Here is a 12534-nt window from a genome sequence, read left to right as displayed (position 1 = left end):
AAAAAGGTGTTACGCTAAAAAAGCCTGCGCTTTTAGCACAGGCTTTTTATAAGTGTATAGTATATAATATTATTTTGTAGCTAAAAGCAAATAATATTGCTTACCTGCATCAGGCTCTCCTAATAACACCTAATAGTAAAGCGATAATGGCTATTACTAATAAAACGTGGATAATGTTACCAGAACCGGCGTAGAAAAATCCGAATGCCCATCCTATTACAAGGATAACTGCGATAATGTACAATAAGCTTCTCATGTTGTAAATGTTTTTGTTAAAGTTTTTAGTTGAATGTGTTAACCCTTGTACTAAAATCATTCCAAAAAAATATTAAAGTATTTCGCCATGTAAAAATTTATTTTATATTAGTAAAAGCTACCCGGCGAAATAAAACCAATAAAAACAAAAAATAACGAAAAAAACGCAAAATCTTATAGGGGACAGAACAAAGAAGCCCGCAAGGTATCTTGCGGGCTTTTCAATTTTTTATTGCGAAGTTTAATATTCGTCTTCGTTAAAAAAGAAGTCGTCTTTGGTAGGGTAATCCGGCCAAATCTCCTCTATATTTTCGTAAGGTTCACCATCATCTTCAAGTGCTTGCAGGTTCTCAATAACCTCTACAGGCGCTCCAGAGCGTATAGCGTAATCTATTAATTCGTCCTTTGTTGCCGGCCATGGTGCATCTTCCAGGTGCGATGCTAATTCAAGTGTCCAATACATGTTTTTATATTAATTGGTAAATATACTTTTTCGCAAAAGTATAATATTTTTAAATTGATTATTATTATTTTTTTGTAATTTTTTTATAAACGTGGTATCCACTCATTTTCAGGTACCTTATCATCGTGTGCTACCTTACGTGCTAAAGTGAACAAGTAATCGCTCAATCTGTTCAGATAAATATTCACTTTTTCGTCAACCTTGCTTTCTTCGGCCAGGTGAACACTCAAACGTTCGGCCCTGCGGCATACACAACGTGCTATATGGCAGTAAGATACAGTATTACTACCACCCGGCAAAATAAAATGCTTCAGTTCTGGTAAGGTTTCGTTCATGCGGTCCATCTCACTTTCCAGCAGTTCAATATCCTCTGTATGCAGGTCAGGTATCACCATTCGCGATTTTTCAGGATCTGCCGCCAGCGAGGAACCTATAGTAAACAGTCTGTCTTGTATCTGCTTTAATATATCTTTATCATAATCAGCCAACTGCTGGTCCCTTATAAGGCCAATATAGCTATTTAGCTCATCTACGGTACCGTAACTCTCAATACGTAAATGATGCTTGGGCACGCGGGTACCCCCTATTAACGAGGTATAGCCGTTATCGCCTGTTTTGGTGTATATCTTCATAATCAAACATGAATTTCACGAATGTATGAAAAACACCAATTTCACGAAATTAATACTGGCTGCTAATTCGCTAATTTTACAAACCACAGCAACTTAAATGCTGTTATTGCCGTTAGTTAGGTGTATACGGCATATCATTTGTAAAAATTGTTTTAATTAGTAAAAATTGTGCCTCAAAAATACATAGCACTTCGCATCATGAAACTTATCCTATCCTCAGCAAAGCTGGCTTTTATTAGTATAATCACAATATCGTTACTTAGCTTTAGCTGCGGTGGTAATAGCAGTAAGGGTGACACAAAAGCTGCAGCACCCAAATCAACACCATCATTCAGTACTTTTATAAGCGAGCAACAATTTAACGCGCTTTTTCCCGAACGTGATAAATTTTATACTTACCAAGCCTTTATAAAAGCGGTTGACAACCTGGCCAAAATAAAGGTTAAGGTTACACGCAGGGCGGTGTCGGTATACCAATTCATCCGTACCGATAAAAGCACCGGAAAAGACTCGATAGTGCGCCAGGATGGCGATTGGAACGAAGCCTGGGCAAAAGTAAAACCCGACAGCACCTACAACGTTGACTATGGTAGCTTTTGCACCGAAAGCGATGCTACAGTTAATAAACGAGAATTAGCTGCCTTTTTTGCACAAATAGCCCACGAAACCCGTCATGGCCGCAATGAAAGCTACACCGATGGCCTAATGCTTATACATGAAGATAACACCGGCCTTAATTACATAAGTGATAGCGACGAATATCCGCCTGTAAAAGGGCAAAAATATTATGGCCGCGGACCAATGCAAATAAGCTATAATGGCAATTACGGCTATGCATCCGATTGTATATTTGGCAACAGGCATGTACTGCTTGACAACCCTGCACTGGTAGAAAACGACCCGGTGGTGGCTTTTAAAACAGCTATTTATTTTTGGATGACCCCCGAAACACATAAACCATCGGCGCACGATGTAATGATCGGAAAGTGGCAGCCAAGTGCCGCCGACAAAGCTAAAGGCCGCCTGCCAGGCTTTGGGATGACCATTAATATTGTGAATGGCGAACTGGAATGCAACAAAGGCGATGACAACTACAGCATGAAAGACCGTATAGGCTTTTACCAATTCTTTTTAACCAAACTGGGCATAACCGACCCTAATTGTGCCTGCAGCTGCGGCAAAATGGAACCTTATAAATATTGATTAATTTAGGATTTATTGATAGTTTTAACAAACACTAACTTTTTTAATGAAACGATCAATTATTACTGCCATTTTCGTAACGCAATGCTTTCTTTCTTTTTCACAATCTGATGCAAGTAAATTTAAGAATGAAGCATTAAAAAATTCTCTATTTTCAAATAAAGAGTTTAAAGAAAAGTTTTCACAGTACGATTTTTCTCACATATTCACCGCTACCAACAATTCTTATGTGTATGGCTTTATTGGGAATAATTTCCAACGCATCAGGATAAAATTGATATCCATACAGAAAGATTCATTACTGGCTGATACTTACAATGTTTATGGAAAATCGAAGGTTAATGGAAATATAGACGAGTTTAAAGGCACAATTAAAATTTCAAATATAAGGTCAGTAAAACAAATGTATTATGGAGTTGATGATGAGTACAAAAACAAAGGTATTAAAGGAATATATGTTATTGTTGGCGATTATGTTTTAAGAGAAAATAACATACAAGAACATACGGGAATATTTAAAGGCAGTTTTAAATCCGGATTCTACTTGAATAAAAAGCATAAGGTTTGCTACGATGATTTACATTCTTATGCGGATGGTTATTCAAACAATGAATTTGTTGGGCAATGGATATGTTACAACCATAAAATTGTAAAAAAGTGTAATTGGGGAGATTACAGAATACCATATTCTACAGGTTTTGATATTGGAGCCGGAGAATTTTCACCGAGTGACAAATATTTAAAAAATGGATGGCAAAGTGTTCGTGATCTTTGGTCGTCAAACAAAGAATTAGTTGACCATGCCAAACAAATTGAAAATGCAAAATGGTGGTAAGTAAAACAAGGCAGCGGAAATTTTGACGTGGCACATTTTGATGTCGGCAAAGCAAAGGCCGGGAAATGGTACTGGTGGCGGATATGGGTTAAAAATCTGTAAATCAAAAGAAGCGGACTAATCAATTCTTATTATCTTAGCTTTTGATACAAGCCCGCCCTATGAATACATTTTTGTTTGACACCGTTGGCCTAACAGATGAGCATATTGATGAATTTGATGCTACCTGCCGCGAACTTAAAGATAACTATCGCGTTGAAATTCCCGGTGATATTGATTTTCAGTTAGAGCAGTTTGAGGCATTCAGGCATTATCAAAATATCAATATACGGGATGTTTTTGCGCTTAAAAAACTTTGCGGCGATAGCTATATGTTGTTTTTAGAAATGGATGTTAAAGCCGGCAATCATAAGGTGCCGATTACCCATCATTACTATCAACCCTGGGCTTTAACTTATTTAAAGCACGATTTTGGCAGGGTGTTAATACGTCACGAAACATTAGTGGATAAAGTACTGGAGGTGATACATCCCATTGAACTTGACTTTAAAGAAGACAGGCCCTTTAGCAGGCGGTTTTATGTGTTAACAGATGATCGCCATAAAGCAGAAACTGCCATGACACAAGAATTTAGAGATGCGGTAATGGCTATTAAAGATAACGATATTGTGATAGAGATTATTGAACATACCCTTATCATAGGCAACCGCAAACCTATAGCACCAAAGCATGCCTGTTACCTGGCCGAATTTGTAGCCAGGGTATCTGCAATAAAATAAGAAATTGATTAATCTACTTTTTCGGCAGCTTCTGCTTTGGCATCGCGGCGGCTAACGGTTTGTATATTGGGGTTTTGGTAGTCATTTTCAACCAATCCATCGCGCATACGTACTATACGGTGGGCGTGCATGGCAATATCCTCCTCGTGTGTTACCAGTATAATGGTATTACCTTTAGCGTGAATATCCTCCATCAAGCCCATAATTTCGATAGATGTTTTGGTATCAAGGTTACCGGTGGGCTCATCGGCCAAAATAATTGAGGGGTCGTTTATTAAAGCCCTTGCCACAGCCACACGCTGCCGCTGGCCACCCGATAATTCGTTAGGGCGGTGATCTGTACGGTTACCAAGCCCAACATTCTCCAATGCTTTACGGGCACGATCGTTGCGTTTTTCTTTGCTGATGCCTGCATAAACCAAAGGTAGTGCAACATTATCTAAAGCGCTGTTACGTGGTAATAAGTTAAATGTTTGAAAAACGAAGCCAATTTCGGAGTTACGCACTTCGGCCAGGTCATTATCGGTCATATGGCTTACGTTTATGCCATTAAGGATGTATTCGCCTTTGGTAGGGGTATCAAGGCAACCCAAAATATTCATCAGGGTTGATTTCCCAGAACCCGAAGGCCCCATCAGCGCCACAAATTCGCCCTTATTTATAGTTAACGATACCGATTTTATAGCATGTATAATCTCGGCGCCAATAACATATTTACGGCCAATATCTTTAATAATAATAAGAGGTTCTTCCTTTGTGGTAACAGTTGGCTTCATCCGTTTTTTTTACTTTGACAATACAGTGGTACTAAATGTTACACTTGTATTGGAGAAAAGATATCAAGAGTCAGGAATCAAGATTTCCTTATTCTTTATAACCTCAACTCCACTGTATTACTTTTATTTGATTATCACTTTCTGCACCAAAAAATGGTCTTTATCATGGTCGGGGGCGTTTAATAATGCCTCTTCATGGGTAATATCCTGTTTTACTACATCTTCTCGTAAAACGTTGGTTTCGGTTGTCATGTATACCAATGGCTCTACGCCGGTAGTATCAACTTCATTCAGCTTATCCATAAAACCCAATATCTTGTTCATATCGGCTATCATTTCCTGCTTTTCGTCAGCATCAAGCTTAAGGCGGGCAAGGTGTGCTATTTTATCAACCGTTTGTTCGTCTATGGTCATGTTCGTTAATTTTATTGCTGATGATGCTGCGTACCTGGTCTCGCAGGGCATCGGCATCATCAATAGTTAAATGCGCTGTTTCAATAGGTTGGTGTACAAATATATTACAAGTACCCGGCTTTGAGCCATATTTATACCCATCGTCCCATAAAATTTGCCAGGTATTTAACGATGTTACCGGTATAATGGGCACCTTTAGTTCGATAGCCATACGAAAAGGGCCATTTTTAAAGGAATGTAACTCGGGCGGGTAAGTATCGGGTATAGTAGCTTCCGGGAAAATAATTACCGTCATATTATGCTGCAGGCGCTCCATAGCCAGCTTAAACGCTCTGAACGATGCTATTTTGCTTTCGCGGTTAACAGGGATATCCACTGTTTTAAAAAACAAACGCGTAACAAGGCCGTCTACAAGTTCCTCTTTACCCATAAAGCAGCAGTTACTTTTAACCAGCAGGCTCATGGTGGTTATATCAAGGTTTGAAGTATGATTAGGGCAAACTATATAGGTTTTGCTCCAATCTATACGTTGTTCATAGTCAAAGCTATAGGTTATACCCACGCAAAACGAGCTAACCAATCCCCATATACGGCGCATTTTGTTTAAATGCCTGTACCGCTTCGGCTCGCGTGAAAAGTAGTACATAAACGGCCAGAACAAAAAGTAGAAAAAGCCCACGCTGCCCTGGTAAAGGTATAGGTGTACTTTTTTCAATATCATTTTCATCAACCTCAAAAATAGAAAAATTCCTTACTTTCGCCCCATTATGGAAACTGTTGTTAGTGGTATACGATCTACCGGGAACCTGCACTTGGGTAATTACTATGGAGCTATTCAAAACTTCATTAAAATGCAGGATGAGTATAAGTGTTATTTTTTTATAGCCGATCTGCACTCGTTAACCACTCACCCTACACCTGCCGACCTGCACGGTAACGTTAAGCAGGTGTTGGTAGAGTACCTTGCCGCCGGTATCGATCCCGAAAAAGCAACTATATATGTGCAAAGCGATGTACCTGAGGTAGCCGAACTATACCTGTATCTTAACATGAACGCCTACACCGGCGAACTGGAACGCAGTACCTCTTTTAAAGACAAAGTACGCGCTAACCCCGATAACGTTAACGCCGGTCTGCTAACCTACCCGGTATTAATGGCTGCCGATATATTGATACACCACGCTACAAAAGTACCCGTAGGTAAAGACCAGGAACAACACCTGGAAATGGCCCGTACCTTTGGCAACCGCTTTAACAGGCTATATAACAGCGAGTACTTTGCCGAGCCTTATGCCTTCTCATACAGCAAAAACCTGGTTAAGATACCCGGGCTTGATGGTAAAGGCAAGATGGGTAAATCTGAAAGTGAAGGTAATGCCATTTTCCTGTCGGATACGCCTGAGGCTATCCGTAAAAAGGTAATGCGTGCCGTTACTGATGGCGGCCCTACACAGGATAATCAGCCTAAGCCACAGGAGATACAAAACCTGTTCGACCTGATAAAAGTGGTATCGACACCCGATACTTACGAGCATTTTGACAACCTGTACAATACCTGCGCTATACGCTACGGCGACTTGAAAAAACAGCTTGCCGAAGATATGATCATAGCCACCGCACCTATACGCGACCGTATAAACGATATAGCCGCCGATGCGCCTTATTTGCGCCAGATAGCCCGTTTTGGTGCAGCCAAGGCCCGCGAAAGCGCAGCCAAAACCATAAAGGAAGTACGCGAAATTATAGGTTTCCGTAATTTTTAAGGCAAAGGTGCTTGATGCATAAAGGTGCATAGTGTATATTAGCAGGGCAGGTAATTTGGATCGCGGATGATATCTATGAACCATTAACCACCACGAACCAAACACTTTATAACATGCACATAGCTATCGTAGGCAACATAGGCGCCGGTAAAACCACACTCACCGAAATGCTGGCCAAAAATTACGGCTGGGACCCCTTGTACGAGGCCGTTGACAACAACCCCTACCTGGAAGACTTTTACAGCGAAATGAAGCGCTGGAGCTTTAACCTGCAGATATATTTTTTGAATAGCCGCTACCGCCAAATCATTGAAATACAGAAGAGTGGCCGCGACATTATACAGGACCGTACCATATACGAGGATGCCTACATTTTCGCCGAGAACCTGCACGATATGGGCTTGATGACAACCCGCGACTACGAGAACTACCAAAGCATGTTTGATAACATTACCGAGTACATTAAGCCCCCCGACCTGCTGGTTTACCTAAAGGCATCGGTGCCTACACTGGTTAACAATATACAGCGCAGGGGCCGTGAATATGAGATAGGTATACGTATAGACTACCTAAGCAAACTGAACGAAAAGTACGACAAGTGGATTAAAAACTACAAGCTGGGTAAGCTGCTGATACTGGACAAAGACACCCTTGACTTTGCCAATAATACCGACGATATGGCCACCATTGTGCAAGCCATAGAGCGCGAGATAAACGGATTGTTTTAAATTTTATAGGGGTGCGGCAACCACCCTTCTTTATTTTGTTTGCTTAGCTTAAATTTATTCCACTTTTTTGCTGGGTTAGCTGTGGAAAATTACATTTTTTTGTTGGTGTGTGCCAACTAAATATAACAAAAATATTCGATATAAAAAAGTAAAAAGGGCGCGCGGGCTTAAAAAGTTTTCATTTTTTATGGCGGCATGGTTGTGACAAATTGGTGTCACGAAAACTTTAAAATGATACCGGTATATTTGTGATCATCCTGAAATTAAATCGCAAAGTATGCCGGGCGGTAAGTTGACTCACCCCGCCTACGCTTCGCTGGGCGACCCTCTCTGCTGCGCAAAGAGGGTTTAAGCTCTATTTTTCTTTATTCACCCTCTTTCCGCAAAGCGGAGAGAGGGTCGACGAACGAAGTGATGTCGGGGTGAGTCGACGGAGCGAAGACAGGAAGTACAGTAACCTTTAATCCTTCTTCACTAACAACAATTTTAAATATCCGCCCAAAACAGACGCCGGGGCAAAGATAAACATGGCGAACAACTGTGTCCAGTGGCTACCGCCCGAAGTGAGCATGGATATACCTGCCAGCAAAAATATCACCGCCGCCAAAACATAATTCAACCGCAGAGTTTGCTGCCTGGCAATAAGCTGCAAAACCCAGCCGGCTACTATCGCGAAGAATAGCCCGTAAAACAGGGTGATCAATTTAAAACTCAGGGGCGCATCCTGGTGTGGCGGCTGCCCGGTTAAATTAAACAACATTACCGAGCTTACAGCAAACACCATATAGCCGGCAATAACCGATAGTACATTACGTATCATTACATAAAGATATAAATCAAATTTATTTATTCGCTTTATATTCATCAAATTAGGCTTGCAAATATATCTATCCATTAATACACTCGCTGCTATGCTATCTATCAAAAAATCGTTCATATTACTTTGCCTTATTGTTACATGCTGTAATTGTTTGGCGCAAGGTAACATGGCCCAAACACAGGGCACCCGCCAGCTATGGCTGCGTTATATGGATAAGGTGGCAAGGCCCGTAATGCTAAACATTGCCGCCGATAAGTTAAAGGCAAACATGAAGGTTGAGGTAGCCGCCAATACCGATAATAAGAATGGGCGCATACAATCGGCCTATTTAGAGGCTTTCGGGCGCACGCTAAGCGGCATTGCACCCTGGCTGCAAACCGATGGAGGCGATGCCGACGAAGTTAAACTGCGCAACCAGTACCGTGCCTGGGCACTCGCCGGTATAGCCAACGCTGTAAACCCGCAGGCAAAAGACTACCTGCAATGGCAGGGCGGCCAGCCATTGGTCGATGCCTCGTTTATGGCACTGGCACTCATCAGGTCGCCCTGGCTGTGGCAGCATTTAGATGATAAGGTAAAGCAGCAGGTAGTTTCCGCCCTGCTATTAACCCGCAGCACCGTACCGGTATATAGTAACTGGATATTGTTCAGCGGGGTTATAGAGGCCTTTTTTGATCAATACGACCTGCCTTACGATGCCCTGCGGATAGAGTTTGCTGTGCGCGAGTTTACCAAACACTGGTATGTGGGTGATGGTATGTACTCGGACGGGATGGATTTTCATGCAGATTATTACAACAGCATTGTGATACAGCCCTACCTTGCCGCCATACTGGAAGTGGTTAACCAAAAGCAAAAAACATACGGCACCGAAACCGCAAAAGCCAAACTGATAGCGCAGCGCTATGCCCAGATACAGGAACGGCTTATTAATACCGATGGCAGCTACCCGGCAACCGGGCGGTCTATTGTGTATCGCGGGGGCGTGTTTCATCATTTGGCTAACCAGGCCTGCCAACAGCAACTGCCGGCATCGCTTACACCCGCGCAGGTTAGGGAGGCTTTAACCGCTGTAATTAAAAAAACGCTGGATGCGCCTAACACTTTTACTGCTAATGGCTGGCTAAACATTGGCCTGTATGGCGCGCAGCCCGGCCTGGCCGATTTTTACATCACCACCGGCAGCCTTTACATTTGCAGCAATATATTTTTACCGCTTGGCCTGCCCGCAACCAACGAGTTTTGGAGCACCCCGCCCCAACCCTGGACAGCCCTTAAAATATGGACCGGCCAGGACGTACCCGCCGACCATGCGCTGGATTTGAAATATTAGAGGGTTGGCTTTTATTGGTTATTATTGAGATACGTGTGCGACAATAAGAGAAAATGGCTTGGACTTGAATGTTTCAAATTTAACATCGACATTGATAAAATAAGTGATACCACTTTTTCACTAAAGAAAGTTTTGTAGCTTTATAATATGGATGGCGTTACTATAGAAAAAGCAGATTACATTATCACCTATTATAGCCATTTGCTACCTGACTCCGAAAAAATGGCATTAAAGCACCACCGTAATACAATTAAATCAGAGGGTGGCGAGCAGCTAACCAAAATGTATTTAAAGACAGGCCGCTTAACAGACGACCCGCTGGTGTTAAATTACCTGAGCGAGGGGTATGTGCAGTTTATTCTGAATTGTGCCGGAAAAATTTTGAGGGATAACGCAGACAAAGTGTTTTTTAACTTATGCCCCAATTGCAGTAAACTCGCCCGTACACCCGAAGCTAAACAATGTCGGTTTTGTGGGTTTGATTGGCATTGAACCCTGCAAATTTTACTAGGGGCAAGGCGAGTATTTTCTAACTCCCAATCAATACGAAAGTACAATCCCACTAAATCACTAAATTGCCGTTATGGAAGATTATAGCAATAGCGTTTTTAGAAAAATTTTTGAAGAGGTAAATGATGAAGAGATATATATTATTTATTCAAAAGAAATAAATACTGATTTGCGTTTACTTAAGTATTTTTTGACAAAAAAATTTTATTATGCTGTTATCGTAGACGATTATCTTTTAGAAATATCTGATAAAAATAGTTTACTTGAAGCGTTATATTACCAGGTGAGATTAATTACAATGCACAGTTTAAATTGGGATGCAATGCAAGAAGGATTAAATGATGCGTCAAACAATTTTTTAGAATTTAAAGGGATTTGTTTGTTATTTAAAAGAAATTATTTTGAGAGTACTTTAAAAAATGAATTCAAAATTATGCAAGAAATCATTAGAGAGATTAATATTCAAAATAATAGAAAAAAAATAATGATAATTATAAATACTTAAAATATGCGCATGCTGACACTTGTGTCTTATACCAGGCTAAGTCCGGATCTATAATATCTCGTTAGTCCGGATTTATAATCCGGACTTGCATTTCCGGGGATTTGCAATCCCCGTTTTACTTACACCACAAATAAGCGACACGAGGATTACAAATCCGCCATTATTTTAGTCCGGGATTTTAAATCCGGACTAACATTGTGGACTTAATGCGTACACCTAAAACGACGCTTGTCAATAATTTTATTATCTTAACGGCACTAATTAATTAAACCGCTTATCCAAACATGAAACTGATTTTTAACGGCATTACTGCCTGCCTAACCGCGCTGTTATTTACCCTTAACGCCAATGCACAAACCGTCGATTATATTATAAATTATAAAAGCGATACTGTAAAATGTGCTATTGGCAAAGGCTTTTTAGCTAAAAACTACAGCTATAAATTAACCCCCGACGGTAAGTCTGTTAAAATTAGTATTGATGATGTTAAAGAATATTATATAGCCAAAGACAAAATTTTAAACAGGGCGGTGATACGGGAAGGGAAAGACAAGCGTGAATATATGCAGTTGATAGAGGGCGGCAAAATAGACCTTTACGAAAAAAATACCACCACTACCTATGGTAGCGGACCTAATCAAATGATCAATACAACCAGTAATACCTTATGGTATATATCAAAAGGTTCGGATACGGTAAAAGAGGTTAAAAATAACGAAGTAAGCATTTTTTCGTTGTTTAACAAGTCGCGTAAGGATCGTAAGAGTGATTTTGTGGAAATGATACACGATAATAAAGAAGTATACGATAAATATATTGCCGATGACAAATACAGCTTTAAGCAGGTACAAAGGCTGGTACACTATTATAACACCGGGATACTTTTATAACACCAGTATGCTTCGGAAATAAGGAACGTTTATCTATTTTTATACTTATAACATGATTGTATTCTATCAGCGTAAAGGCAAAGGTGGCTGGGTGCTTGGCGTTCCGCTAATAGTAGCTATCATACTGTTTATTATAGCCGACGCCTTATCAATAAATGATAAGTATATTGGTGTTGTCACCCTGTTTACATCGGCAATAATATTATTTATGATAGATAATAAGCGGGCTACGGCAGCAGAAGGAGACATCATACAGCGAACAATTAAATTACCCAGGCAAAAACGTATAAACACATTAATGTGGATTGAAGTACGCTATTGGGCGATGATTTTAGCTGTTGCCGGAGTTATTGCACTGATAAATATGAAGTAACTATAGCTCTTCCCGTTAGTTCGCGATTTAAATCCGGACTAACTTGGTGTGGCGGTTACTCGTTAGTCCGGATTTATAATCCGGACTTGCATTTCCGGGGATTTGCAATCCTCGTTTTACTTACACTACAATCAACACGCGGATTGCAAATCCGCCATTGTTTCAGTCCGGGATTTCAAATCCGGACTAACATTAAAAAAGTTTGATACATATCCACTGAGGTTGCCGCGCTATCGCTCGCAAGGATATAGTTTA

Annotated in this window: 17 protein-coding genes; 10 read left to right on the top strand and 7 right to left on the bottom strand. The window is 40.7% G+C overall.

The window, feature by feature from the left end; all coding sequences use genetic code 11:
• Nucleotides 1-109: 109 nt before the first annotated feature.
• From FFF34_001815 to FFF34_001805, 3 genes are all read right to left on the bottom strand, one after another.
• Complete coding sequence (locus tag FFF34_001815; GenBank protein TSD66163.1) at nucleotides 110-256, bottom strand: lmo0937 family membrane protein; 147 nt, start codon at nucleotides 254-256, stop codon at nucleotides 110-112.
• A 240-nt stretch (nucleotides 257-496) separates the two neighbouring features.
• A complete protein-coding gene (locus FFF34_001810; GenBank protein TSD66162.1) occupies nucleotides 497-718 on the bottom strand; it encodes a DUF2795 domain-containing protein in 222 nt (73 codons plus the stop codon).
• 83 nt (nucleotides 719-801) lie between these two features.
• Complete coding sequence (locus FFF34_001805) at nucleotides 802-1350, bottom strand: cob(I)yrinic acid a,c-diamide adenosyltransferase (GenBank protein TSD66161.1); 549 nt, start codon at nucleotides 1348-1350, stop codon at nucleotides 802-804.
• Nucleotides 1351-1548: 198 nt separating this feature from the next.
• Between FFF34_001805 and FFF34_001800 the strand changes: the two genes are divergently transcribed.
• The 3 genes from FFF34_001800 (at nucleotide 1549) to FFF34_001790 (ending at nucleotide 4167) form a co-directional block, all read left to right on the top strand.
• A complete protein-coding gene (locus FFF34_001800) occupies nucleotides 1549-2553 on the top strand; it encodes a hypothetical protein (protein ID TSD66160.1) in 1005 nt (334 codons plus the stop codon).
• 46 nt (nucleotides 2554-2599) lie between these two features.
• On the top strand, nucleotides 2600-3388 hold the full coding sequence (locus FFF34_001795) for a hypothetical protein (GenBank protein TSD66159.1): 789 nt from the start codon (nucleotides 2600-2602) through the stop codon (nucleotides 3386-3388).
• Nucleotides 3389-3549: 161 nt separating this feature from the next.
• On the top strand, nucleotides 3550-4167 hold the full coding sequence (locus tag FFF34_001790) for a hypothetical protein (GenBank protein ID TSD66158.1): 618 nt from the start codon (nucleotides 3550-3552) through the stop codon (nucleotides 4165-4167).
• A gap of 8 nt (nucleotides 4168-4175) precedes the next feature.
• Here FFF34_001790 and FFF34_001785 read toward each other — a convergent pair whose 3' ends face one another.
• The 3 genes from FFF34_001785 to FFF34_001775 all read right to left on the bottom strand — a co-directional run bounded on the left by FFF34_001785 (nucleotide 4176) and on the right by FFF34_001775 (nucleotide 6084).
• Complete coding sequence (locus FFF34_001785; protein ID TSD66157.1) at nucleotides 4176-4943, bottom strand: ABC transporter ATP-binding protein; 768 nt, start codon at nucleotides 4941-4943, stop codon at nucleotides 4176-4178.
• 123 nt (nucleotides 4944-5066) lie between these two features.
• The gene (gatC, locus tag FFF34_001780; GenBank protein ID TSD66156.1) at nucleotides 5067-5357 is read right to left on the bottom strand and encodes an Asp-tRNA(Asn)/Glu-tRNA(Gln) amidotransferase subunit GatC; all 291 of its coding nucleotides are present in this window, start codon (nucleotides 5355-5357) and stop codon (nucleotides 5067-5069) included.
• Complete coding sequence (locus FFF34_001775; protein ID TSD66155.1) at nucleotides 5332-6084, bottom strand: 1-acyl-sn-glycerol-3-phosphate acyltransferase; 753 nt, start codon at nucleotides 6082-6084, stop codon at nucleotides 5332-5334. The genes gatC and FFF34_001775 overlap by 26 nt, the downstream gene beginning before the upstream one ends.
• Before the next feature lie 40 nt (nucleotides 6085-6124).
• Here FFF34_001775 and trpS point away from each other — a divergent pair, with 40 nt between their 5' ends.
• Nucleotides 6125-7120: a tryptophan--tRNA ligase gene (gene trpS / locus FFF34_001770; GenBank protein TSD66154.1), complete on the top strand. Its 996-nt coding sequence runs from the start codon at nucleotides 6125-6127 to the stop codon at nucleotides 7118-7120.
• Between the two features lie 113 nt (nucleotides 7121-7233).
• Nucleotides 7234-7848, top strand: coding sequence for a deoxynucleoside kinase (locus tag FFF34_001765; GenBank protein TSD66153.1), 615 nt, complete (start codon nucleotides 7234-7236; stop codon nucleotides 7846-7848).
• Between the two features lie 460 nt (nucleotides 7849-8308).
• Here the strand turns inward: FFF34_001765 and FFF34_001760 are convergent, their stop codons facing one another.
• A complete protein-coding gene (locus FFF34_001760; GenBank protein ID TSD66152.1) occupies nucleotides 8309-8668 on the bottom strand; it encodes a hypothetical protein in 360 nt (119 codons plus the stop codon).
• Between the two features lie 91 nt (nucleotides 8669-8759).
• On the opposite strand from FFF34_001760, the gene FFF34_001755 reads away from it, so the two are divergent.
• The 5 genes from FFF34_001755 (at nucleotide 8760) to FFF34_001735 (ending at nucleotide 12279) form a co-directional block, all read left to right on the top strand.
• Nucleotides 8760-10001: a DUF2264 domain-containing protein gene (locus FFF34_001755; GenBank protein ID TSD66151.1), complete on the top strand. Its 1242-nt coding sequence runs from the start codon at nucleotides 8760-8762 to the stop codon at nucleotides 9999-10001.
• Nucleotides 10002-10148: 147 nt separating this feature from the next.
• Complete coding sequence (locus FFF34_001750; protein ID TSD66150.1) at nucleotides 10149-10493, top strand: hypothetical protein; 345 nt, start codon at nucleotides 10149-10151, stop codon at nucleotides 10491-10493.
• Nucleotides 10494-10584: 91 nt separating this feature from the next.
• Nucleotides 10585-11016: a hypothetical protein gene (locus FFF34_001745; GenBank protein ID TSD66149.1), complete on the top strand. Its 432-nt coding sequence runs from the start codon at nucleotides 10585-10587 to the stop codon at nucleotides 11014-11016.
• Nucleotides 11017-11300: 284 nt separating this feature from the next.
• Nucleotides 11301-11906: a hypothetical protein gene (locus FFF34_001740; GenBank protein TSD66148.1), complete on the top strand. Its 606-nt coding sequence runs from the start codon at nucleotides 11301-11303 to the stop codon at nucleotides 11904-11906.
• 52 nt (nucleotides 11907-11958) lie between these two features.
• A complete protein-coding gene (locus tag FFF34_001735; GenBank protein TSD66147.1) occupies nucleotides 11959-12279 on the top strand; it encodes a hypothetical protein in 321 nt (106 codons plus the stop codon).
• The last annotated feature ends 255 nt before the right edge of the window (nucleotides 12280-12534 follow it).

It is taken from the genome of Inquilinus sp. KBS0705 (assembly GCA_005938025.2).
Classification (GTDB): domain Bacteria; phylum Bacteroidota; class Bacteroidia; order Sphingobacteriales; family Sphingobacteriaceae; genus Mucilaginibacter.
This window is presented reverse-complemented; position numbering and strand designations above follow the sequence as displayed.

What these genes read in the sequence shown, in the direction of transcription:
- FFF34_001815 (TSD66163.1), bottom strand. Translation starts at nt 256, where the DNA reads ATGAGAAGCTTATTGTACATTATCGCAGTTATCCTTGTAATAGGATGG.
- FFF34_001810 (TSD66162.1), bottom strand. Translation starts at nt 718, where the DNA reads ATGTATTGGACACTTGAATTAGCATCGCACCTGGAAGATGCACCATGG.
- FFF34_001805 (TSD66161.1), bottom strand. Translation starts at nt 1,350, where the DNA reads ATGAAGATATACACCAAAACAGGCGATAACGGCTATACCTCGTTAATA.
- FFF34_001800 (TSD66160.1), top strand. Translation starts at nt 1,549, where the DNA reads ATGAAACTTATCCTATCCTCAGCAAAGCTGGCTTTTATTAGTATAATC.
- FFF34_001795 (TSD66159.1), top strand. Translation starts at nt 2,600, where the DNA reads ATGAAACGATCAATTATTACTGCCATTTTCGTAACGCAATGCTTTCTT.
- FFF34_001790 (TSD66158.1), top strand. Translation starts at nt 3,550, where the DNA reads ATGAATACATTTTTGTTTGACACCGTTGGCCTAACAGATGAGCATATT.
- FFF34_001785 (TSD66157.1), bottom strand. Translation starts at nt 4,943, where the DNA reads ATGAAGCCAACTGTTACCACAAAGGAAGAACCTCTTATTATTATTAAA.
- gatC (TSD66156.1), bottom strand. Translation starts at nt 5,357, where the DNA reads ATGACCATAGACGAACAAACGGTTGATAAAATAGCACACCTTGCCCGC.
- FFF34_001775 (TSD66155.1), bottom strand. Translation starts at nt 6,084, where the DNA reads ATGAAAATGATATTGAAAAAAGTACACCTATACCTTTACCAGGGCAGC.
- trpS (TSD66154.1), top strand. Translation starts at nt 6,125, where the DNA reads ATGGAAACTGTTGTTAGTGGTATACGATCTACCGGGAACCTGCACTTG.
- FFF34_001765 (TSD66153.1), top strand. Translation starts at nt 7,234, where the DNA reads ATGCACATAGCTATCGTAGGCAACATAGGCGCCGGTAAAACCACACTC.
- FFF34_001760 (TSD66152.1), bottom strand. Translation starts at nt 8,668, where the DNA reads ATGATACGTAATGTACTATCGGTTATTGCCGGCTATATGGTGTTTGCT.
- FFF34_001755 (TSD66151.1), top strand. Translation starts at nt 8,760, where the DNA reads ATGCTATCTATCAAAAAATCGTTCATATTACTTTGCCTTATTGTTACA.
- FFF34_001750 (TSD66150.1), top strand. Translation starts at nt 10,149, where the DNA reads ATGGATGGCGTTACTATAGAAAAAGCAGATTACATTATCACCTATTAT.
- FFF34_001745 (TSD66149.1), top strand. Translation starts at nt 10,585, where the DNA reads ATGGAAGATTATAGCAATAGCGTTTTTAGAAAAATTTTTGAAGAGGTA.
- FFF34_001740 (TSD66148.1), top strand. Translation starts at nt 11,301, where the DNA reads ATGAAACTGATTTTTAACGGCATTACTGCCTGCCTAACCGCGCTGTTA.
- FFF34_001735 (TSD66147.1), top strand. Translation starts at nt 11,959, where the DNA reads ATGATTGTATTCTATCAGCGTAAAGGCAAAGGTGGCTGGGTGCTTGGC.